Source organism: Pseudomonas oplopanacis, assembly GCF_057128725.1.
The window spans coordinates 88318-110053 of the sequence record NZ_JBSKHV010000013.1; the positions used below are offsets into that span (position 1 = coordinate 88318).

The window sequence follows — 21736 nt, forward strand, 5'->3', positions numbered from 1 at the left end:
GCTAAAACCTAGTCCAGCAAATCCAGCTGCAAATGTTCCGCCACCGATTCAGCGGTGACCGACTTGAGTTTCGGCACCCGCCCAAGGCACGGTGCGGGGATGCGCTCGGCGAGTGTCGCGAGGTTCTCCTCCAGCCGCGAGGTTTTGGGATCAATGATATTGGCCACCCACCCCGCCAGCTGCAATCCATCCTGGGCAATCGCCTCGGCCGTCAACAGCGCATGATTGATGCAACCCAGGCGCACACCGACCACCAGAATCACCGGCAAATCCAGCGCCATCGCCAAGTCAGACAGATTGTCCTGATCCGCCAACGGCACTCGCCAGCCGCCCGCCCCTTCGATCAGGGTGAAATCGGCCTGCATATCGAGAATCTCGCGCATAGGCGTCAACAGCGATTGCACCGTCAGCGCCACGCCAGCTTCCCGCGCGGCCAGGTGCGGCGCGATGGCTGGCTCGAACGCCACCGGGTTGACCTGTGCATACGTCAACGGCAATGAGCATTCGGCCAACAGCGCCAGCGCATCGGCGTTACGCAACCCCTTGGGCGTCACGTCGCAGCCCGAGGCAACCGGCTTGCCGGCTGCCGTGCTCAAGCCTGCCGACCGCGCGGCATGTAACAACCCGGCGGCCACGGTCGTCTTGCCGACATCAGTGTCCGTACCGGTGATGAAATAGGCTTTGCTCATAAAGGCTTCTCCAATACGGCATAAACCACCTGATAAGTCGCCGGCAAACCCTCAGCCTGACGAAACTGCTCATACGCCTCGATCAAACCGAGGATCCGCGCCCGGCCAGTCAAACCACCCGGCCGCCCAGGGTTCAAGTTGTGCGCACCCAAGGCCTTGAGTTCATGGGTCAGGCTGCGCACATCCGGGTAATGCAACACATGAGGACGGGTTTGCAGACTGACGGTTTTCAAGCCGCTGGCCGCACACAGTTGCTGATAAACACCCAACTCGCGGAAGCGATTGACGTGCACCATGCCATCGACCTGCCGCCAACTGTCACGCAGCTCAAACAACGTCCCTACACAAAGACTAGCAAACGCGAAAATCCCGCCCGGTTTCAGCACACGCTGCGCTTCGCTCAGGACCGAGCCGAAGTCCGCGCACCACTGCACGGCCAGGCTGGAGAAGATCAGGTCGCAGGTCGAATCCTGCAGCGGCAAGTGCTCCGCATCGCCTGCGATGAAATGGGTGGCGCCCCCCAATGGCCGGGCGTGATTGAGCATGCCTTCGGCAATGTCGAGGGCGACGCCGTGACCGGTAGGAAAACGCTCACCCAGCGCCCGACTGAAATACCCGGTGCCGCAGCCCAGGTCGAGCCAACGATCCGGGACAAAATCCGCGGGCAGGCGACTCAACAACTGGCTGCCAACATCGCGCTGCAACTCCGCCACGCTGTCGTAGCTCGCCGCGGCACGGGAAAAAGAGGCGGCCACCTGGCGCTTGTCGGGCAAACCGCCGGACAGGCTGTGAAGGGATAAATCAGTCATCACCGGACTCATGCAAAAAGGCCTGAATCGCCCCCGCCACACCGTGGGGGTCTTCCAGAAGAAACGCGTGGCCGGCCTGTTCAATCAGACCGATTTCGACATCCGGCAGCAGCGCCAGCAAGTCCCCCGCCGCTTCGGCCGGGACCAGGCCGTCGAGGCCGGCGAACAAATGCAGTTGCGGACCGCGAAACGCCTGCAAAGCCTGGCGAGTATCCAGTTGTGCGAGAACCTCCAGACCACTCATCAAGGTCGAAGCAGAAGCGTTTGGCGCGCCACCGAGCAACAACCGCGACAGACCGCGCGGGTCTTCGGCGCCTTGTGCGCACAGCAACGAAAACCGTTTCAACGTCATGCGCGGATCAGCCTGGCAGCCAGCCAGGAACGCATCGAACGTCTCGCCAGGCATCGCGCTCGGCCATTGCTCATGGGCGACAAACGAAGGATTACTCGCCAGGGTCAGCAAGCCGCAGCAGCGATCACCGCGCCGTGCCGCCAATTCTGCCGCCAGCATGCCACCCAAGGACCAGCCGCCGAGCCAGGCGTCCTGCGGCACTGTCGAATCGAGTTCATCGAGCCATTCCTGAAGATCACTTGACTCCAGTTCCGGCAACGGTTCGATCTCGACGCGCAGGTGCTCATCCAGCCCCTGCAAGGCTGCCGCCAAAGGTTCCAATGGCGAAATCCCGAGGCCCCAACCGGGCAGCAGAATCAATCGATCACGCATGGCTTGGCTCCGGTTTCAGTTGGGCAAAACAATCGGCCAGTCCATCTAACAATAGTTGCACCTGGGCCTCGCTATGCGCGGCGGTCAGGGTCACGCGCAAGCGGGCGCTGCCAGCCGGCACCGTCGGCGGACGGATTGCCGTCACCATCAGGCCACGTTCGCGCAGCATCTGCGACAGTCGAACCGCACGCCCGGCATCGCCGATCCTGATCGGCTGGATCGGCGTGAAGCTGTCCATCAGCTCCAGGCCGATTTGCTCGGCACCTTGGCGGAACTGGCGGATCAACGTCTTCAGATGCTCACGTCGCCAATGTTCGGTGCGCAGCAGTTCGAGGCTTTTCAGCGTCGCACACGCCAGCGCCGGTGGCTGGCTCGTGGTGTAAATATAGGGACGGGCGAACTGGATCAGGCTTTCGATCAGCTCTTCGCTGCCCGCGACAAAAGCCCCGGCGGTACCGAACGCTTTACCCAGCGTACCGACCAACACCGGCACGTCTTCCTGGCTCAGGCCGAAGTGCTCGACAATCCCACCGCCATTGGCACCCAGCGGGCCAAACCCGTGAGCGTCATCGACCATCAGCCAAGCGCCTTTGGCCTTGGCTTCGCGGGCCAGCGCCGGCAGGTCGGCAATGTCGCCGTCCATGCTGAACACGCCGTCGGTGACCACCAGCGTATTACCCGTGGCTTTCTCCAGACGCTTGGCCAGGCTGACCGCGTCGTTGTGCAGGTAGCGGTTGAAACGCGCGCCGGACAGCAGACCAGCATCCAGCAACGAAGCATGATTGAGCCGGTCTTCGAGCACCGTATCGCCCTGCCCGACCAGCGCGGTGACCGCGCCGAGATTGGCCATGTATCCGGTGGTGAACAGCAACGCACGCGGGCGCCCGGTCAGATCAGCCAGGGCTTCTTCCAGTTCATGGTGCGGCGTGCTGTGACCGATGACCAAGTGCGACGCCCCGCCACCCACGCCCCAGCGAGCAGCACCGGCACGCCAGGCTTCGATCACTTGCGGGTGATTGGCCAGGCCCAGGTAATCGTTGTTGCAGAACGCCAGCAATGGCTGGCCGTCGACTACCACTTCCGGGCCTTGAGGGCTGTCGAGCAGCGGGCGCTGGCGATAGAGGTTTTCGGCACGACGGGCAGCAAGGCGTGCGGCGAGATCGAAAGACATGCAGGCCTCGGCTATCAAATGACACATGACCACTGTGGGAGCGAGCCTGCTCGCGAGGTGGCCTTCACACTCAACATAAATGTCGACTGTTCGATCGCTTTCGCGAGCAGGCTCGCTCCCACAGTGTTTTGCATTCCTTCAGAGGAATCGGTGGAGACTTTAGACAGCGGCGTTATAGAACTGCTCGCTGCTCTTCTGCTCAACCAGTGCCTGTTCAATTGCCGCCTGATGCACCTCGTCGGCGTGCTCTTCGCGCGCTTCCGGCAGAATCCCCAGGCGCGAGAACAGTTGCATGTCCTTGTCGGCCTGCGGGTTGGCGGTGGTCAGCAGTTTTTCGCCGTAGAAAATCGAGTTCGCGCCAGCGAAGAACGCCAAGGCCTGCATCTGCTCGTTCATCGCTTCGCGGCCGGCGGACAGGCGCACGTGGGATTGCGGCATCAGGATGCGGGCAACGGCGAGCATGCGGATGAAGTCGAACGGATCGATGTCTTCGGCATTTTCCAGCGGCGTGCCGGCAACTTTCACCAGCATGTTGATCGGCACCGACTCTGGATGCTCAGGCAGGTTGGCCAGCTGGATCAGCAGATTGGCGCGGTCATCGAGGGACTCGCCCATGCCGAGAATACCGCCGGAGCAGATCTTCATCCCCGATTCACGCACGTAGGCCAGGGTTTGCAGGCGTTCGCTGTAGGTGCGGGTGGTGATGATACTGCCGTAGAACTCAGGCGACGTATCGAGGTTGTGGTTGTAGTAGTCGAGGCCGGCGTCGGCCAGCGCAACGGTCTGGTCCTGATCCAGGCGACCGAGGGTCATGCAGGTTTCCAGGCCCATGGCCTTCACCCCTTTGACCATTTCCAGCACGTACGGCATGTCTTTGGCCGACGGGTGTTTCCACGCCGCACCCATGCAGAAACGAGTCGAACCAATGGCCTTGGCGCGAGCGGCCTCTTCGAGGACCTTCTGCACTTCCATCAGTTTTTCTTTTTCCAGGCCGGTGTTGTAGTGACCGGACTGTGGGCAGTATTTGCAATCTTCCGGGCAAGCGCCGGTCTTGATCGAGAGCAGCGTGGAAACCTGGACGCGGTTGGCGTCGAAATGTGCGCGGTGCACCGTCTGAGCCTGGAACAACAGGTCGTTGAATGGCTGAACGAAGAGTGCTTTGACTTCGGCCAAAGACCAGTCATGACGCAGGGTTGCAGAGGTGCTGGCGCTCATGGGCGTTTCCTTTGTTTTATGCTTGGCAAGCGGCTGGGGGATGGAATACCCACAGACGCGACACGGATGTTCGGCATATTTAAGGAAGACTCATGCGCTGTCAACCACGATACGATGGACCGGTTTACATCTGGTTAAAAAACAAACAACACTGCTTGCTCTGTGCTGAACCGGCCGAGGAAAACATCCCGATCTGCATGGCCTGCGAAACCGAGTTGCCCTGGCTTGGCGATCACTGCCAGACCTGCGCCCTGCCCTTGCCCGGCACAGGCTTGACCTGCGGCCAGTGCCTGAAACAACCACCCGCCTTCGAGCGAGTCGCCGCGCCGTGGTCGTACAGCTTTCCGCTGGACACGTTGATCACGCGCTTCAAGCATTCGGCAAAGTGGCCGTTTGGCCGCCTGCTCGCCGATCTTCTCGCGCAATACCTGCAACATCGCTTCGACGAAGACCTCAATCGGCCCGACGCACTGGTCCCGGTGCCGCTGGCTACAAAACGACTGCGCCAACGGGGTTTCAATCAAGCCGCGATGCTCGCCCGCTGGCTCGGCGGCCATCTGGACATTCCTTGCGACGAAACGCTGCTGCTGAGGACTCAAGACACCAGCGCGCAGCAGGATTTGAATGCCGAGGCCCGCAAAAAGAACCTGCGCAACGCGTTCGCCCTGACACCCGGCGCGCAGATCAAGGGCCGCCATTTGGCGTTGGTGGACGACGTGCTGACCACGGGTGCCACGGCGCAAGCCCTCGCCCGGCTGCTGATGGACGCTGGGGCTGCGCGGGTTGACGTCTATTGCCTGGCTCGCACACCCAAGCCGGGCGATGCGGCCTGACTTGACTCCCGGTGCCCAAGCGGCCAACGTCTTCTAATTGTCACAGCCAAAGCGCCTCGCCATGTCCTTGCCTACCTTGTTGTCCCAGCACATTGTCCGTCGTCCGCAGCGCATCGCCTTGCTGCAACACATCGCCGAACAAGGCTCGATCACCCGCGCTGCGAAAAGCGCGGGCCTGAGTTACAAGGCGGCGTGGGACGCCATCGATGAGCTGAACAACCTGGCGCAGAAACCGCTGGTGGAACGTAGCGTCGGCGGCAAGGGCGGCGGCGGTGCCAAACTCTCCAGCGAAGGCCGGCGCGTGTTGCGCCTTTATCAAAAGCTGCAAGTCCTCCAGGCCCAGGTGCTGGAAGCCGCCGAAGATGCCAGCGATCTCGACCTGCTCGGCCGCTTGATGCTCCGTACCAGCGCGCGCAATCAACTGCACGGCAAGGTTGTCGAGATCGAAGCCCAGGGCCGCAACGACCGGATCCGCCTCGAACTGGCCGAAGGCTTGAATATCGATGCGCAGATCACCCACGACAGCACCCTGCGCCTGGAACTGGAAACCGGCACCGAAGTGGTCGCCCTGATCAAGGCCGGCTGGCTGGACGTGCTGGCAATCGAGCAACACGCAACACCCGGCAACAATTGCCTCACCGGCATTATCGAAGAAATTCTCGACGCCGAAGACGGGCCCAGCGAAGTGCGCATCAGCTTGCCCAATGGCCAGACGCTGTGCGCCCTGGCCGAGCCACTGCATTTGCGAACCCACGGGCTGACCACCGACAAACCGGTGCGGGTGCAGTTTTCGCCCTCGAACGTCCTGTTGGGCACTCCGCTCTGAAACAAAAGCGTCATGTCCGCTCACTAAGGTGGCTGCAAAAACCGCAGGGAGCCTGATGTGAGCCTATTAGAAGAAAACCAGTCCACCGATCTCGAAAAAATGGTCGGCCTCAGCCGTCGCGGTTTTATCAGCGCCGGTGCCCTCTGCGGTGCCGCCATGTTCCTGGGTGGCAACCTGCTGAGCCGCAGCGTCATGGCCGCGAGTGTCAGCGCAGGCACCAGCAAACTGTTGGGTTTCGACAGCATCCCCGCCGCCACCAGCGACGCCATTACCTTGCCGGCCGGCTATAAGTCCTCGGTGCTGATCAGCTGGGGCCAGCCGCTGCAAAAGAATGGCCCGGCCTTCGACCCGAGTGGCAACGGCACGGCCGAGCATCAGGAAGTCCAGTTCGGTGACAACAACGACGGCATGAGCCTGTTCGAGTTTCCCGGTGAAAAAGACCGGGCGCTGATGGCGATCAACAACGAATACACCAACTATCGCTACCTCTACGCGCACGGCGGCATGCCGCAATCGGCCGAAGAAGTGCGCAAGGCGCTGGCCTGCGAAGGCGTGTCGGTGATCGAAGTGCAGCGCAAGAACGGCCAGTGGCAGTTCGTCCAGGGCTCGCGCTACAACCGTCGTATCCACGGCAATGCGCCGATCAGCCTGAGCGGCCCGGCCGCCGGCCATGAACTGCTGAAAACCAGCACCGACCCACACGGCAAGAACGTCCTCGGCACCTTCCAGAACTGCGCCAACGGCAAGACGCCGTGGGGCACGTACCTGACCTGCGAAGAGAACTTCACCGACTGCTTCGGCAGCAGCAATGCCGAGCAAAAATTCGACGCGGCGCAAAAACGCTACGGCGCGGTGGCAGCCAGTAAAGAGATCAACTGGCACCAGCACGACGAGCGTTTCGACCTGGCGAAGAACCCGAACGAACTCAATCGTCACGGCTGGGTGGTGGAAATCGACCCGTTCGATCCGCAATCAACCCCGGTCAAGCGCACGGCCCTGGGCCGCTTCAAGCACGAAAATGCTGCGCTGGCAGAAACCCATGACGGCCACGCCGTGGTGTACATGGGCGATGACGAGCGCGGCGAGTTCATCTACAAGTTCGTCAGCCGCGACAAGATCAACCACAAAAAACCCAAGGCCAACCGCGACCTGCTCGACCACGGCACCTTGTACGTGGCGCGCTTCGATGCCGGCGACGGTAATGCCGATCACCCGAAAGGCAAAGGTGAGTGGGTCGAGCTGACCCACGGCAAAAACGGCATCGACGCCAGCAGCGGTTTCGCCGACCAGGCCGAAGTGCTGATCCACGCGCGTCTCGCCGCCAGCGTGGTGAAAGCCACACGCATGGACCGTCCGGAATGGATCGTGGTCAGCCCCAAGGATGGCCAGGTCTATTGCACCCTGACCAACAACGCCAAGCGCGGCGAAGAGGGTCAACCGGTGGGTGGGCCAAACCCGCGCGAGAAAAACGTCTACGGGCAGATCCTGCGCTGGCGCACCGACCGTGACGATCACGGCTCGAAAAGCTTTGCCTGGGACCTGTTTGTGGTCGCCGGCAACCCGGGCGTCCACGCCGACACGCCAAAGGGCGGTTCGTCGAACATCACCCCGCAGAACATGTTCAACAGCCCGGATGGCTTGGGTTTCGACAAGGCCGGGCGGTTGTGGATTCTCACCGACGGCGATTCGAGCAATGCCGGTGATTTTGCGGGGATGGGCAACAACCAGATGCTGTGTGCCGACCCGGTGACCGGGGAGATCCGCCGGTTCATGGTTGGGCCGATCGGTTGCGAAGTGACCGGCATCAGCTTCTCGCCGGATCAGAAGACGTTGTTTGTCGGGATTCAGCATCCGGGGGAGAACGGTGGATCGACGTTCCCTGAGCATTTGCCGAACGGCAAGCCGCGGTCTTCGGTGATGGCCATTACTCGTGAAGATGGCGGGGTCGTCGGCACCTGATCAGGCCCCTTCGCGAGCAGGCTCGCTCCCACAGGGGATTTGCGGAGTGTCGCAGATCCAGTGTGGGAGCGAGCCTGCTCGCGAAAGCGTCCGCCCAGACCACACTCATCTCAAGGCCAGGCCCTAAAGACGCCCCGTCTGCGCTACCATGCTTGGCCGGACGCGGCAGCCTGCTGCGCGCAGGAGTCAGCATGGCCCACCCGTTTGCAACCCTTACCCCAGACCTCGTGCTCGATGCCGTCGAAAGCATCGGCTTTCTCAGCGACGCGCGCATTCTGGCGCTCAACAGCTACGAAAACCGCGTCTATCAAGTCGGCATCGAAGACTCCGAGCCGCTGATCGCCAAGTTCTACCGCCCACAGCGCTGGACCAACGAAGCGATTCTCGAAGAGCACCAGTTCACCTTCGAACTCGCCGAGTGCGACGTGCCCGTGGTCGCGCCGATGATTCACAACGGCGCCAGCCTGCATGAACATAACGGTTTTCGTTTCACCCTGTTCCCGCGCCGTGGTGGCCGTGCGCCAGAGCCGGGAAATCTCGATCAACTCTATCGCCTGGGTCAGCTGCTCGGTCGTCTGCACGCCGTGGGTTCCACCAAACCGTTCGAGCACCGTGAAGCGCTGGGCGTTAAGAACTTCGGTCACGACTCGCTGACCACCCTGCTCGAAGGCAACTTTGTTCCCAAGAGTTTGCTGCCCGCCTACGAGTCCGTGGCCCGCGACCTGCTCAAGCGGGTGGAAGAGGTCTACAAGGCCACGCCGCACCAGAACATCCGCATGCACGGCGATTGCCACCCCGGCAACATGATGTGCCGCGACGAAATGTTCCACATCGTCGACCTCGACGACTGCCGCATGGGCCCGGCGGTGCAGGACATCTGGATGATGCTCGCCGGTGACCGCCAGGAATGCCTCGGCCAATTGTCGGAATTGATGGACGGCTACAACGAGTTTCACGATTTCGATCCGCGAGAACTGGCGTTGATCGAGCCGCTGCGCGCCTTGCGCCTGATGCACTACAGCGCCTGGCTCGCCCGTCGCTGGGATGACCCGGCGTTCCCGCACAGTTTTCCGTGGTTCGGCAGCGAGCGGTATTGGGGGGACCAGGTGTTGGCGTTGCGTGAGCAATTGGCGGCACTCAATGAAGAACCACTAAAACTCTTCTGACCCAACACAACCCCCACAGGGGTTGTGTTCACAATTGCCCAACCTATTCAGGCAGGACATTCGGAGATAAATCTCCTTACAATCTCCCTTTGTTAGCTGCCTAAGCAAGGACTCTGCATGCAAGCCGCCAACCCGCGTCGCGGGTACATTCTGGGCCTGAGTGCCTACATCATCTGGGGACTTTTCCCGCTCTACTTCAAAGCCATCGCCAGCGTGCCCGCCGTGGAGATCATCATCCATCGCGTGCTGTGGTCCGCGCTGTTCGGCGCCTTGTTGCTGATGGTCTGGAAACATCCCGGCTGGTGGCGCGAGTTGCGTGACAACCCGAAACGCCTGGCGATCCTGGCCCTCAGCGGCACGCTGATCGCGGCCAACTGGCTGACTTACGTGTGGTCGGTGAACAATGGACGGATGCTTGAGGCCAGCCTCGGTTACTACATCAACCCGCTGGTGAACGTGTTGCTGGGGATGTTGATCCTCGGCGAACGGCTGCGGCGCATGCAGTGGCTGGCCGTTGGTTTAGCGGCGGTTGGCGTGGCGCAGCAGGTGTGGCAAGTCGGCAGCCTGCCGTGGGTGTCGCTGGTATTGGCGCTGACGTTCGGGTTCTACGGATTGATCCGCAAGCAGGCGCCGGTCAAGGCACTACCGGGGCTGGTGGTGGAAACCTGGATGCTGGTGCCGATTGCCATTGCCTGGCTGCTATTCAATCAAACCGCCACAAGCGCTCAGCCCGAGTTCTGGACCACCTCCGAAGCCTGGTGGCTGGTGGCCGCCGGCCCGGTCACGCTGGTGCCGCTGGTGTGTTTCAACGCCGCCGCACGGCATTTGCCCTACACGACATTGGGATTCCTCCAGTACCTCGCGCCGACACTGGTGCTGCTGCAAGCCGTTCTGTTGTTTGGCGAACAGCTGTCGTCCAGCACACTGGTTGCGTTCATCTTTATTTGGGCGGGCCTGGCGGTGTACAGCGTTGATGCGTGGATAAGTCTGCGCCGCCGCAGCTGATCAAAAAACACACAAACCTCTACAGGCCACGTCCGAAGTGGCCTGCATCGATCCTTCCCAAGGTTATCCACAGCGTGATCCCCGGCGTTTGTGCGCAACTCGTTGAAACTGATGGTTTTTTGATCAGATCCTGAAGAAGCCCGGCCGGCGTGGGCTGGCGGGCTGTCTCTACAGGTTATCCACAGGCAGGTGCACGTTAATCTTGGATAAGCCTGTCAAGGCTCGCTGCGCAGCACCAGTTCGACCATCAAATCGTCCGCCAGGGTTTCCAGGCGCGACTGCAAGACGTCCAGCGACAAGGTCAGTGGCACGGCAAGAATCGCCTCGGCATGGAACAGCGGCTCGCTGCTCATCGGCGCCGGCCGCACTTCGGTCACCAACCTTTCCAGGTTCACCCCTTGTTCGCTGAGCAGACGAGTGATGTCGCGCACGATCCCCGGACGATCGTTGCCGACCAACTCCATTGCAATCGGCTTCCAGGTGCAGGATTGCTCGATGCCGCTTTCGGCAATCAGTACGCGAATGCCTTGGGCGGACAACGCCTGCAGGGCATCGACCAATTCATCGTAGGCCTCGGCCGGCACTCCCACCCGAAGGATCCCGGCAAACTGCCCGGCCATGCGCGACATGCGGCTTTCCAGCCAGTTGCCGCCGTGCTCGGCAATGCACTGGGCGATGCGCTCGACCTGCCCAGCCTTGTCCGGAGCAAATACTGTGAGTACGAGGTGGTCCATGGCGCAGCCCTCTTTTGTTATAGAAACAGAAGTATAGGCAAGGGGAAAAATTCAGCGCGGCACTGCTTTTGTGGCGAGGGAGCTTGCTCCCGCTGGGGCGCGAAGCGCCCCCTGCATTTATCCAGACCAGCGCATTCGCTGGTTTTGCGACTGCTTCGCAGCCGAGCGGGAGCAAGCTCCCTCGCCACAGAAACCAAAGCCCCATAGCCGTGCTTCAAAGATTATGTGTACAACTTTTTATATTTAACTGGAACAATCCAATGGTTTTTTGAGAACATCCCGTTCCCCGACATGACTGCAATGCGTCATGGGGTCGCAGAACGACGTAATTAGTCTAATTTTCACAAGCGCAATTCATCATGTAGTATGCCGCAGCGCGCACTACATAACGTTGGATCGATGTCTGCCACCGGCACACTCGCAACCCTGAAAAGCCCTGTCAGCAAGGCCTCCAAGCCGTTGATCGGACCGAACCCAGCCGCCCGAAAGGGCATGTACTGGCGGACGGGTTTGTGGTTTAAATGGCCAGAGGCTTCATTGTCAAAATTGAAGAGCTGAAAAGCGAAATAGCTGAGCAGAGTGAGGCAAGCAATGACTGAACACGTTCAAGTCGGTGGCCTGCAGGTCGCCAAAGTCCTGTTCGACTTCGTGAACAACGAAGCCATTCCCGGTACCGGCCTCACCGCCGATAAGTTCTGGGCCGGTGCCGACAAGGTCATTCATGACCTGGCGCCGAAGAACAAAGCCCTACTCGCCAAACGCGATGATTTCCAGGCTCGTATCGATGGCTGGCACCAGTCTCGTGCCGGTCAGGCGCACGACGCCGTGGCCTATAAAGCCTTCTTGCAAGACATCGGTTATCTGCTGCCAGAAGCGGCTGATTTCCAGGCAACGACGCAAAACGTCGATGACGAAATCGCCCGCATGGCCGGCCCACAGCTCGTGGTCCCGGTCATGAATGCCCGTTTCGCGCTCAACGCCTCGAACGCCCGCTGGGGTTCGCTGTATGACGCGCTCTACGGCACCGACGCCATCAGCGAAGCTGACGGCGCGGAAAAAGGCAAAGGCTACAACAAGGTTCGCGGCGACAAGGTGATTGCCTTCGCCCGCGCCTTCCTCGACGAGGCCGCGCCATTGGCTGCCGGCTCCCACGTCGATTCCACCGGCTACAAAATCGTTGACGGCAAACTGGTGGTCGCCCTTAAAGGCGGCAGCAACACCGGCCTGCGCAACGACGCTCAGCTGATCGGCTTCCACGGCGACACCAGCGCGCCGACCGCGATCCTGCTGAAGAACAACGGCCTGCACTTCGAAATCCAGGTCGACGCCAGCACCCCGGTCGGCCAGACCGACGCTGCCGGCATCAAAGACATCCTGATGGAAGCCGCACTGACCACCATCATGGACTGCGAAGACTCCGTCGCCGCCGTCGATGCCGATGACAAAGTGGTGATCTACCGCAACTGGCTCGGCCTGATGAAGGGCGACCTGTCGGAAGAAGTCTCCAAAGGTGGTAAGACTTTTACCCGCACCATGAACGCCGACCGCACCTACACCGGTGTCGATGGCAAGGAACTGAGCCTGCACGGTCGTTCGCTGTTGTTCGTACGTAACGTCGGTCACCTGATGACCATCGACGCCATCGTCGACAAAGACGGCAACGAAGTGCCGGAAGGCATCCTCGACGGTCTGGTGACCAGCCTTGCAGCGATCCACAGCCTCAATGGCCACAGCTCGCGCAAGAACAGCCGCACCGGTTCGGTCTACATCGTGAAGCCGAAAATGCACGGTCCGGAAGAGGCCGCGTTCACCAACGAACTGTTCGGTCGCATCGAAGAAGTTCTCGGTCTGCCGCGCAACACGCTGAAAGTCGGGATCATGGACGAGGAGCGCCGCACCACGGTCAACCTCAAGGCTTGCATCAAGGCGGCCAGCGAGCGCGTGGTGTTTATCAACACCGGTTTCCTCGACCGTACGGGCGATGAAATCCACACCTCCATGGAAGCCGGCCCGATGGTACGCAAGGCCGACATGAAGGCCGAGAAGTGGATCGGCGCCTACGAGAACTGGAACGTCGATATCGGTTTGAGCACCGGCCTGCAAGGTCGCGCGCAGATCGGCAAAGGCATGTGGGCGATGCCCGACCTGATGGCGGCGATGCTCGAACAGAAAATCGCCCACCCACTGGCCGGCGCGAACACGGCCTGGGTTCCATCGCCGACCGCAGCTGCGCTTCACGCGTTGCACTACCACAAGGTCGACGTGTTCGCCCGTCAGGCCGAACTGGCCAAACGTGCGCGCGCTTCGGTGGACGACATCCTGACCATCCCGCTGGCCGTCAATCCACAGTGGACCGCCGAACAGATCAAGAACGAACTGGACAACAACGCCCAGGGCATTCTCGGTTATGTGGTGCGCTGGATCGACCAGGGCGTGGGTTGCTCGAAAGTGCCGGACATCAACGACGTCGGCCTGATGGAAGACCGTGCAACGCTGCGTATTTCCAGCCAGCACATCGCCAACTGGCTGCGCCACGGCATCGTGACCGAAGCGCAAGTGATGGAAAGCCTCAAGCGCATGGCGCCGGTGGTTGACCGTCAGAACGCCAATGACGCGCTGTACCGTCCGCTGGCCCCGAACTTCGACAGCAACATCGCCTTCCAGGCGGCGGTCGAACTGGTGGTCGAAGGCACGAAGCAGCCGAACGGCTACACCGAGCCGGTTCTGCACCGTCGTCGTCGCGAGTTCAAGGCTGCCAATGGCCTGTAACTAGTCGCTGACGCTGGACATGAAAAAGCCCTGATCTTTCGATCAGGGCTTTTTTATTTGTGAATGCAATCCACTGTGTGTGTGTGAATCAGAGAGATCAGTACTAAGGCTCTATGCCCAACTCATGCTTGACCAGCTCCAGCAACTTCTCGGTGTCGATAGGCTTGAGCAGGAAATCCACCACACTCAAATGCATCGCCGCGATGGCGTCTTTCACGTCAGCGTCGCCGGAAACAATGATGATGGGCAAGGCCGCCCGAACCGACTCACGCACCTGACGGATAAGTTCCAGGCCATCGACATTGCCCATACGCAAATCGGTGATCACCAGACCGATTGAAGGCTTTTTCACTTCCTCTTCAGCAACCAGCAACTTGAGTGCGGTTTCACCACTGGCAGCGGTGATGCAGCGAATACCGTCCAGTCCAAGAATCTGCGACAACAACTCGCGTGCATCTTTATCGTCGTCGACGATCAGCACTCGCTGCGGCGGCAAATCGGGTTCGAGCATGACGGCACTCAGCGCCTCGCGCTCGGCATCACTCAAAATATCTTGGTCGGACATGGCGCTCTCTACGTTTTCAATTCAATCCCCTAGCTCAATCGTCAGACACCGCTAAGCAGACCCTCAATGTGCACGTCGTCGGAAACTTTTTCTATAGCCAATGTAGGAGGTTTTTCCCACATTTGCGTCAGACATTTCCTAACTTCCGACACCTGCAAGGCCTACCTAGACTTACGTCCAATGGGCACTCCGCACGCAGGGGCGGACGATGGCAGAGTCATCCGACAACAACAATTCAAAAAAGACTGCGGTAATGGTTATGAGTAAAGCGGACGCCTTCACACAGGCAGGGAAAACCGCCGTATTGCAAAACATTCAGGGTACCTTGCAATTCCTTCAGCGTTTCCCGCCCTTCAATCAGATGGAACACGCTCACCTGGCGTACCTGGTTGAACAATGTCAGCTGCGTTTTTATGCCCCCGGCGACAGCATCATCAAGCCCGCCGATGGCCCGGTTGAACATTTCTACATCGTCAAACAGGGCCGCGTCGTAGGCGAGCGCCCGCACACGGCCAAGGGTGGCACCGAAACCACGTTCGAAATCACCACGGGGGAATGCTTCCCCTTGGCTGCGTTGCTGGGTGAACGGGCGACCCGAACTGAGCACTTGGCCGCCGAAGACACCTTTTGCCTTCAATTGAACAAGCTGGCGTTCATCAAACTGTTCGCGATTTCCAGCACTTTTCGCGACTTTGCCCTGCGCGGCGTCAGTAGCCTGCTGGATCAGGTCAACCAGCAAGTCCAGCAAAAAGCCGTGGAAACCCTCGGCACTCAGTACTCGCTGAACACACGCCTGGGCGAATTGGCCATGCGCCACCCGGTGACCTGCAGCCCGGCGACGCCGCTGCGTGAAGCAGTGACGCTGATGCACGAGCAACAGGTCGGCAGCATCGTCGTGGTCGATGAACACAAAGCCCCGCTGGGGATCTTCACCCTGCGCGACCTGCGCCATGTGGTAGCGGCCGGCACCAACGACTTCAACGAAACCATCGACCGACACATGACCCAGGCGCCGTTTTTCCTGTCGCCGGACCACAGCGCTTTCGACGCAGCCATCGCCATGACCGAGCGGCACATCGCGCATGTCTGCCTGGTGAAAGATCAACGCCTGTGCGGCGTGGTCTCGGAACGCGACCTGTTTTCCCTGCAACGGGTGGATCTGGTGCACCTGGCACGGACGATTCGCAGCGCCCAGCGCATCGAAAACCTGGTGCTGATGCGCGGCGAGATCGGCCAACTGGTCGAGCGCATGCTGGCTCATGGCGCCTCGTCGACGCAGATCACCCACATTATTACGCTGCTCAACGACCACACCGTGTGCCGGGTGATCGAACTGACCCTCGCCGACAAAGGCGACCCCGGCGTGCCGTTCAGTTGGTTGTGCTTCGGCAGCGAAGGCCGGCGTGAGCAGACGCTGCACACCGATCAGGACAACGGCATTCTGTTCGAGGCCAGGGACGCCGCGCACGCTGCCGAGATTCGCGGCAAGCTGTTGCCGATAGCCCAGCAGATCAACCAGAGCCTGGCGCTCTGCGGCTTCACGCTGTGCAAGGGCAACATCATGGCCGGCAACCCGGAGTTGTGTTTGTCGCGGGCCGAATGGGCGCGACGGTTTGCGGCGTTTATCCGCGAGGCGACGCCGGAGAACCTGCTGGGTTCGAGCATTTATTTCGACCTGCGCGTGGTCTGGGGTGACGAGCAAGGGTGCGAACAACTGCGTCGCGCGATTCTTGATCAGGTCGGTGATAACCGGCTGTTCCAGCGGATGCTTGCCGAAAACGCCTTGCGCAATCGTCCACCGGTGGGACGTTTCCGGGAGTTCGTGCTGGCGCGCAAGACCGGTGAAAAAGCCACGCTGGACCTCAAGGTGCAGGGGCTGACACCGTTCGTCGATGGTGCACGGTTGCTGGCATTGGCCCACGGGATCGAGGCCAACAATACCCTGGAGCGTTTTCGCCAACTGGTGGCCAAGGAAATCATTCAGCCGCTGGACGGGGCCGCCTATGAAGAGGCGTACCACTTCATTCAGCAAACCCGCATGCAGCAACATCAGCTGCAAACGCGGGAGAACTTGCCCTACTCCAACCGGGTCGATCCGGACAGCCTCAATCATCTGGACCGACGGATCCTGCGCGAATCCTTGCGCCAGGCGCAACGCCTGCAAAGCAGCCTGACCCTGCGGTATCAGCTATGAGCCTGTTTTCATGGCTGCGCCCGGCTACCCCGCTGCTGACGGAGGAGTTGCAACAACGTCTCAAGTGCTTGCCGGCGGTAGCCGAGCTGGGTGAATGCAGCCTGCGTGAACAACGTTGGGTGGTGCTCGACCTGGAAACCACCGGGCTCAACCTGAACAGGGATCGGGTGTTGTCCATTGGCGCCGTGGTGATCGAGGACGGCGCCATCGACTTCAGCCAGCAGTTCGAACGCACGCTGCAATGCACCGATATGAAGCTCGCGCCCAGCATGCTGATTCATGGCCTCGGCCCCAGCGCCATTGCGGCCGGCAGCGACCCGGCGCAGGCCTTGCTCGATTTCATGGAGTTCCTCGGCGACAGCCCGGTGTTGGCGTTTCATGCGCCGTTCGATCAGCACATGCTGGGCCGCGCATTGAAAGACCACTTGGGCTACAAGTTGGCGAATCCGTTTCTGGATGTGGCAGACATCGCCCCGCTGCTGTGCCCTCAGGCGCGAATTCGCGAGGCCGGACTGGATGAGTGGATCGACTGGTTCAAGCTGCAAGTGTTCGAGCGACATAACGCCAGTGCCGATGCGTTGGCGACGGCTGAATTGGCGTTGATCCTGTTTAGCCGGGCGCGGCAGCAGCAGATTCATAGTCCGTTGAATTTGCAGCAGCGGGTGAGTCAGTGGAAACGCCGGCAGCATGCGCCTTCATTCTAGTAATGGGGTGAATTGACTGGTGCCTTCGCGAGCAGGCTCGCTCCCACAGGGTTAACGCTGAACCCTGTGGGAGCGAGCCTGCTCGCGAAGAACGATAACGCGGTCGAACTGGTTACTTAACACTCCATTCACCCGACCAGCGCCAATTGCTTACCTTCCCCGCCTCTGCCACAATCGCGAACAATTCTCGTTAGTTAACACTTCCCAATCGGTGATGCTGCGTGTCGTCAATCCAAAGCCCCCACAGTGAGCTCGTTGGTGCGTTATATCGCGACCATCGCGGTTGGCTATTGGCCTGGCTGCGACGCAACGTGGCGTGCCCGCAACGTGCCGAAGACCTGAGCCAGGACACCTTTGTGCGGTTGCTGGGCCGCGATGAGCTGAATGAACCCCGCGAGCCGCGGGCGTTCCTGGTGGCAATTGCCAAAGGCCTGCTGTTCGACTACTTCCGCCGCGCAGCGCTGGAACAGGCCTACCTCACCGAACTGATGCTGATCCCCGAAGGCGAACAACCGTCGGTCGAGGAGCAGCAGTTGATCCTCGAAGACCTCAAGGCCATCGACCGTTTGCTGGGTCAGCTGTCGAGCAAGGCTCGCGCCGCGTTTCTCTATAACCGCCTCGACGGCCTCACCCATGCCGAAATCGCCGAACGACTGGGCGTCTCGGTGCCGCGTGTCCGGCAATACCTGGCCCAAGGGATTCGTCAGTGCTACATCGCCTTGTACGGTGAACCGGTATGAGCCCGGTCAGCTCCAAACCGGTGTCGGCCAAAGTGCTGGATGCAGCGATTGCCTGGCAATTGTCCCTCGACTCCGGCAGTCCGGTGGAGCGCGAAGCGTTCAGCCAGTGGCACGCAGCCCACGAGGAACATGCCCGCGCCTGGCGCCAGCTGGGCATGCTCGACCAGCGTTTCAGCGTTGCCAACGGCCCGGCTCGCACGGCGTTGCTGCAATCGCGTGAAAGCATTCGTCGTCGCGTGCGCAAACTGGGCAGCGGTGTGGCCAGTGTTATCGCCGTGATCGGACTGGCGTTGTTTGCCGGTGAGCGTTATTTGCCCCTCGACTATTGGCTGGCCGACCAGCGCACCGCCACCGGCGAGCAGCGCACCCTGCGCCTGGCGGACGGCACGCTGCTCAACCTCAACACCCACAGCGCCGTGGACATCCGTTTTGATGAGAAGCAGCGGCGGATCATCCTTCAGGAAGGCGAAATCCTCGTCGAGACCGGTCACGGCGATGCCCGGCCGTTTATCGTCGAAACCCGCGAAGGCAGCATGCGTGCACTCGGGACGTTGTTCCTGGTCAAGCGCGAGGAAGAAGGCACGCGCCTGAGCGTGTTGAAGTCCGCCGTCGCCGCGCATCCGCAGGCGAGTCCTGAAGAACAGATTCTGCAAGAAGGCCAGCAAGTGCTGATGCGCAGCAATGGCCTGGGGCCGATTGTCGCCGTCAATGCCGGCGCCGACGCGTGGACTCGCGGCATGCTGGTGGTCGATAACGCCCGCCTGGAAGACCTGGTGTTCGAACTCGGCCGGTATCGGCGCGGGCACCTGGGTGTTGCACCCGAGATTGCCGACCTGCGGATCACTGGGAGCTTCCCGCTGCATGACACCGACAAAGCCTTGAGCGCCCTGCTGCCGACCCTGCCGGTGCAGATCGAACAACACACGCCGTGGTGGGTGACGGTGGCGAAGGCTGATGCCAAACCTTGAGTCCTGTGGTGTCTGAGCGGCCTTCTTCGCGAGCAGGCTCGCTCCCACAGGGGATCTCCAGTGGACTCAAATTCTGTGTACACCAAAGATCAAACTGTGGGAGCGAGCCTGCTCGCGAAGATGCCGTCTGACTCAATCAAATTTCTGAATCGAAATTATTTTCATCCAGCCCTATCACTTTTCAATTCTCGTCCGGCACCTAAGCAATTGAGAAATGTTTCCATTCAGGAGCCGCCGTATGTCCCGTTCGCTGAACACCTTGTTGCGCCCCAGTTTGCTGGCTATCGCCATTGCCCTTTGTGTCCCTCTGGCCAGCACTCAGCTGATCGCCGCTGAACAGGCCTCCAGCGTTCACGCCTACAACCTGCCGGCCGCGCCATTGGCCAGCACCCTGAATCAGATTGCCAGCCAGGCCGGCCTGGCGCTGTCGCTGAATCCATCCCTGGCCGCGGGCAAAACCTCGGCGCCGGTGAAGGGTCAGTTCGACGCGGCCGCCGCCCTGCGTGAAGCCTTGCGCGGCACAGGGCTGCAACTGGAACAAAGCAGCGCCGGCACCTACAGCCTGGTCGCCATTCCCGAGGGCACACTGGCCCTGCCGGAAACCGCGGTCATTGGTACGGAAAACATCGAAAGTGCCTGGGGCCCGGTAGACGGCTACCTCGCCAAACGTACCGCCGCCGGCACCAAGACCGATACTGCGCTGGTCGACGCACCGCGCTCGATTTCCGTCGTTACACGCGAGCAAATGGACGACCGCAACGTCCAGAACCTCGATGACGCCGTGCGCTACATGCCCGGCACCACCGCCAGCAGCTACGGCAGCGACACCCGCGCCGACTGGTTGCGCGTGCGTGGTTTCGAACCGACCCAGTTCCTCGATGGCCTGCCACTGCCTAAAGGCACGTATGCCACCCCGAAACAGGAAACGTGGAACCTCGATCGCCTCGCCGTTCTGCGCGGCCCGGCTTCGTCCGTTTATGGCCAAACCCCTCCGGGCGGCCTGCTGGACATGGTCAGCCGTCGTCCAACCGCTGAAGACAGCCACGAAATCCAACTGCAATACGGCAACTACAACCAGCGCCAGATCAACTTCGCCAGCACCGGCAAGATCGATGACGAAGGCCAGTTTCTCTACAGCCTGAGCGGTGTGGTGCGCGACAGTGACACGCAGATCGACCACGTCGACAACAAGCGCTACAACATTGCGCCGAGCCTGACCTGGAACATCGACGAAGACACCCGATTCACCTTGCTCACCCAGTTCACCCGTGACGATACCGGCATCACCAGCCAGTTCCTGCCGGTGCAAGGTACGAAAATCGACATGCCGTTCGGTGATATTTCTCACCACAAAAACCTCGGCGATCCGGAGTGGGAATACTACGACCGCACCTACTACGCGCTGGGCTATGCGTTCGAACATCGCTTGAACGACGTCTGGCAGTTCAGGCAGAACCTGCGTTACACCAAGACGGATCTGTCGTTCCAGGCCGTCACCGTTGGCTCGTATCCGTTCACCCAGGTGGATGACGCGGGCAATGTTGGCCGCACCACCACCAGCGTCGATGAAGACATCAGCCAGTTCGCCGTGGATAACAATTTCCAGGCTGACTTCGCGACCGGCGAAGTGAATCACACCGTGCTGCTTGGTCTCGATCACCAACGCAGCAATACCAATTACCTCTCCATTTTCGGCACCGCACCACCGATCAACGTCAACAACCCGATCCATGGCTTGCCGATCGAGCGTCCGGCGCGTTCCACCGCGTTCTACGATTACGACCAGAAGACCTACCAGACCGGCCTGTACGTGCAGGATCAAATGGCCCTCGACCAATGGCGCCTGACCCTCGGCGGCCGTGAAGACTGGGTGCATACCGGCACCAAGTTCTTCAACAAGGGCGATGCCACCAACACCGAGCGCGACAAGAATTTCAGCGGCAACGCGGCGATCAGCTACGTCTTCGACTCGGGCTTTGTGCCGTACCTGTCGTACGCCGAATCCTTCCAGCCGACCACCGGCGCTGCGGCTTCGTCCACCGAATCGTTCAAACCCACCGAAGGCAAGCAGTGGGAACTGGGCATCAAGTACCAGCCGCCCGGCAGCAACACCCTGCTGACCGCTGCGATTTACGACCTGACTCAGAAAAACGTCTCGGTCACCACCACGGTTGCCGGTACGCCGATCACCAGCCAGACCGGTGAAGTCAAAGTCAAAGGCCTGGAACTGGAAGCGGTTTCCGACGTGACCGAAAACCTCAAGCTCATCGCCGCGTACACCCTGGCCAAATCCGAAGTGCAGGATGGCGACTTCAAAGGCAATCGCCTGCAACTGATGCCTAACCAACAGGCCTCGCTGTGGACTGACTACACCTGGCACAACGGCGTGCTGGACGGCTTCGGCGTAGGCGCCGGCGTTCGCTACACCGGCAATACCTATGGCGATCAGGCCAACACCGAACTGGGCAAGGCCGATGCCTACACCGTGTTCGACGCCGCCGTTCATTACGACCTCGGCCGCCTGGACAACACCCTGAAAGGCGCGTCCCTGGCCCTGAACGCCACCAACCTGTTCGACAAGGACTACATCTCCACTTGTGACAGTTTCTACTGCTACTACGGCGACCAGCGCAGCGTCGTCGCCAGCGCAACCTACAAGTGGTAA

At 60.7% G+C, this 21736-nt stretch carries 18 protein-coding genes; 11 read left to right on the forward strand and 7 right to left on the reverse strand.

All coding sequences use genetic code 11. The features are described from left to right. Positions 1-8 precede the first annotated feature (8 nt). From bioD to bioB, 5 genes are all read right to left on the reverse strand, one after another. Positions 9-689, reverse strand: coding sequence for a dethiobiotin synthase (gene bioD, locus ACWKV5_RS23060; protein WP_483843120.1), 681 nt, complete (start codon positions 687-689; stop codon positions 9-11). Next, positions 686-1498: a malonyl-ACP O-methyltransferase BioC gene (gene bioC, locus ACWKV5_RS23065; RefSeq protein ID WP_483843121.1), complete on the reverse strand. Its 813-nt coding sequence runs from the start codon at positions 1496-1498 to the stop codon at positions 686-688. Before bioC ends, bioD begins: the two co-directional genes overlap by 4 nt. Continuing rightward, a complete protein-coding gene (locus ACWKV5_RS23070) occupies positions 1491-2222 on the reverse strand; it encodes an alpha/beta fold hydrolase (protein ID WP_483843122.1) in 732 nt (243 codons plus the stop codon). Before ACWKV5_RS23070 ends, bioC begins: the two co-directional genes overlap by 8 nt. Next, positions 2215-3393, reverse strand: a complete 1179-nt coding sequence (bioF, locus tag ACWKV5_RS23075; protein WP_483843123.1) for an 8-amino-7-oxononanoate synthase — start codon at positions 3391-3393, stop codon at positions 2215-2217. Before bioF ends, ACWKV5_RS23070 begins: the two co-directional genes overlap by 8 nt. Before the next feature lie 159 nt (positions 3394-3552). Further along, entirely contained in the window at positions 3553-4608 is a 1056-nt protein-coding gene (gene bioB, locus ACWKV5_RS23080) for a biotin synthase BioB (protein WP_010467114.1), read from the reverse strand. A gap of 92 nt (positions 4609-4700) precedes the next feature. Here bioB and ACWKV5_RS23085 point away from each other — a divergent pair, with 92 nt between their 5' ends. From ACWKV5_RS23085 to rarD, 5 genes are all read left to right on the forward strand, one after another. Then, a complete protein-coding gene (locus ACWKV5_RS23085; RefSeq protein WP_483843124.1) occupies positions 4701-5441 on the forward strand; it encodes a ComF family protein in 741 nt (246 codons plus the stop codon). Positions 5442-5502: 61 nt separating this feature from the next. After that, positions 5503-6267 (forward strand): TOBE domain-containing protein, encoded by a 765-nt coding sequence (locus ACWKV5_RS23090; protein WP_483843125.1) that lies wholly within the window; start codon positions 5503-5505, stop codon positions 6265-6267. A 57-nt stretch (positions 6268-6324) separates the two neighbouring features. After that, positions 6325-8226, forward strand: coding sequence for a PhoX family protein (locus ACWKV5_RS23095; protein WP_483843126.1), 1902 nt, complete (start codon positions 6325-6327; stop codon positions 8224-8226). A 191-nt stretch (positions 8227-8417) separates the two neighbouring features. After that, the gene (locus ACWKV5_RS23100; RefSeq protein WP_123433055.1) at positions 8418-9392 is read left to right on the forward strand and encodes a serine/threonine protein kinase; all 975 of its coding nucleotides are present in this window, start codon (positions 8418-8420) and stop codon (positions 9390-9392) included. Positions 9393-9509: 117 nt separating this feature from the next. Next, positions 9510-10397: an EamA family transporter RarD gene (gene rarD / locus ACWKV5_RS23105; protein ID WP_483843127.1), complete on the forward strand. Its 888-nt coding sequence runs from the start codon at positions 9510-9512 to the stop codon at positions 10395-10397. A gap of 215 nt (positions 10398-10612) precedes the next feature. On the opposite strand, the gene ACWKV5_RS23110 is transcribed toward rarD, so the two are convergent. Next, a complete protein-coding gene (locus ACWKV5_RS23110; protein WP_027926687.1) occupies positions 10613-11131 on the reverse strand; it encodes a glycine cleavage system transcriptional repressor in 519 nt (172 codons plus the stop codon). 591 nt (positions 11132-11722) lie between these two features. Between ACWKV5_RS23110 and ACWKV5_RS23115 the strand changes: the two genes are divergently transcribed. Further along, on the forward strand, positions 11723-13900 hold the full coding sequence (locus ACWKV5_RS23115; protein ID WP_483843128.1) for a malate synthase G: 2178 nt from the start codon (positions 11723-11725) through the stop codon (positions 13898-13900). A 103-nt stretch (positions 13901-14003) separates the two neighbouring features. Here ACWKV5_RS23115 and ACWKV5_RS23120 read toward each other — a convergent pair whose 3' ends face one another. Next, positions 14004-14465 (reverse strand): response regulator, encoded by a 462-nt coding sequence (locus ACWKV5_RS23120; RefSeq protein ID WP_483843129.1) that lies wholly within the window; start codon positions 14463-14465, stop codon positions 14004-14006. A gap of 253 nt (positions 14466-14718) precedes the next feature. Between ACWKV5_RS23120 and ACWKV5_RS23125 the strand changes: the two genes are divergently transcribed. The 5 genes from ACWKV5_RS23125 to ACWKV5_RS23145 all read left to right on the forward strand — a co-directional run bounded on the left by ACWKV5_RS23125 (position 14719) and on the right by ACWKV5_RS23145 (position 21736). Further along, entirely contained in the window at positions 14719-16659 is a 1941-nt protein-coding gene (locus ACWKV5_RS23125; RefSeq protein ID WP_483843130.1) for a putative nucleotidyltransferase substrate binding domain-containing protein, read from the forward strand. Then, the gene (locus ACWKV5_RS23130) at positions 16656-17363 is read left to right on the forward strand and encodes a 3'-5' exonuclease (RefSeq protein WP_483843131.1); all 708 of its coding nucleotides are present in this window, start codon (positions 16656-16658) and stop codon (positions 17361-17363) included. Before ACWKV5_RS23125 ends, ACWKV5_RS23130 begins: the two co-directional genes overlap by 4 nt. A gap of 221 nt (positions 17364-17584) precedes the next feature. Further along, a complete protein-coding gene (locus tag ACWKV5_RS23135; protein WP_483843132.1) occupies positions 17585-18103 on the forward strand; it encodes an RNA polymerase sigma factor in 519 nt (172 codons plus the stop codon). Beyond that, positions 18100-19071 (forward strand): FecR domain-containing protein, encoded by a 972-nt coding sequence (locus ACWKV5_RS23140; protein WP_483843133.1) that lies wholly within the window; start codon positions 18100-18102, stop codon positions 19069-19071. Before ACWKV5_RS23135 ends, ACWKV5_RS23140 begins: the two co-directional genes overlap by 4 nt. Before the next feature lie 238 nt (positions 19072-19309). Beyond that, positions 19310-21736, forward strand: a complete 2427-nt coding sequence (locus ACWKV5_RS23145) for a TonB-dependent siderophore receptor (RefSeq protein WP_483843134.1) — start codon at positions 19310-19312, stop codon at positions 21734-21736.

What these genes read in the sequence shown, in the direction of transcription:
- bioD (WP_483843120.1), bottom strand. Translation starts at nt 689, where the DNA reads ATGAGCAAAGCCTATTTCATCACCGGTACGGACACTGATGTCGGCAAG.
- bioC (WP_483843121.1), bottom strand. Translation starts at nt 1,498, where the DNA reads ATGACTGATTTATCCCTTCACAGCCTGTCCGGCGGTTTGCCCGACAAG.
- ACWKV5_RS23070 (WP_483843122.1), bottom strand. Translation starts at nt 2,222, where the DNA reads ATGCGTGATCGATTGATTCTGCTGCCCGGTTGGGGCCTCGGGATTTCG.
- bioF (WP_483843123.1), bottom strand. Translation starts at nt 3,393, where the DNA reads ATGTCTTTCGATCTCGCCGCACGCCTTGCTGCCCGTCGTGCCGAAAAC.
- bioB (WP_010467114.1), bottom strand. Translation starts at nt 4,608, where the DNA reads ATGAGCGCCAGCACCTCTGCAACCCTGCGTCATGACTGGTCTTTGGCC.
- ACWKV5_RS23085 (WP_483843124.1), top strand. Translation starts at nt 4,701, where the DNA reads ATGCGCTGTCAACCACGATACGATGGACCGGTTTACATCTGGTTAAAA.
- ACWKV5_RS23090 (WP_483843125.1), top strand. Translation starts at nt 5,503, where the DNA reads ATGTCCTTGCCTACCTTGTTGTCCCAGCACATTGTCCGTCGTCCGCAG.
- ACWKV5_RS23100 (WP_123433055.1), top strand. Translation starts at nt 8,418, where the DNA reads ATGGCCCACCCGTTTGCAACCCTTACCCCAGACCTCGTGCTCGATGCC.
- rarD (WP_483843127.1), top strand. Translation starts at nt 9,510, where the DNA reads ATGCAAGCCGCCAACCCGCGTCGCGGGTACATTCTGGGCCTGAGTGCC.
- ACWKV5_RS23110 (WP_027926687.1), bottom strand. Translation starts at nt 11,131, where the DNA reads ATGGACCACCTCGTACTCACAGTATTTGCTCCGGACAAGGCTGGGCAG.
- ACWKV5_RS23115 (WP_483843128.1), top strand. Translation starts at nt 11,723, where the DNA reads ATGACTGAACACGTTCAAGTCGGTGGCCTGCAGGTCGCCAAAGTCCTG.
- ACWKV5_RS23120 (WP_483843129.1), bottom strand. Translation starts at nt 14,465, where the DNA reads ATGTCCGACCAAGATATTTTGAGTGATGCCGAGCGCGAGGCGCTGAGT.
- ACWKV5_RS23125 (WP_483843130.1), top strand. Translation starts at nt 14,719, where the DNA reads ATGGTTATGAGTAAAGCGGACGCCTTCACACAGGCAGGGAAAACCGCC.
- ACWKV5_RS23130 (WP_483843131.1), top strand. Translation starts at nt 16,656, where the DNA reads ATGAGCCTGTTTTCATGGCTGCGCCCGGCTACCCCGCTGCTGACGGAG.
- ACWKV5_RS23140 (WP_483843133.1), top strand. Translation starts at nt 18,100, where the DNA reads ATGAGCCCGGTCAGCTCCAAACCGGTGTCGGCCAAAGTGCTGGATGCA.
- ACWKV5_RS23145 (WP_483843134.1), top strand. Translation starts at nt 19,310, where the DNA reads ATGTCCCGTTCGCTGAACACCTTGTTGCGCCCCAGTTTGCTGGCTATC.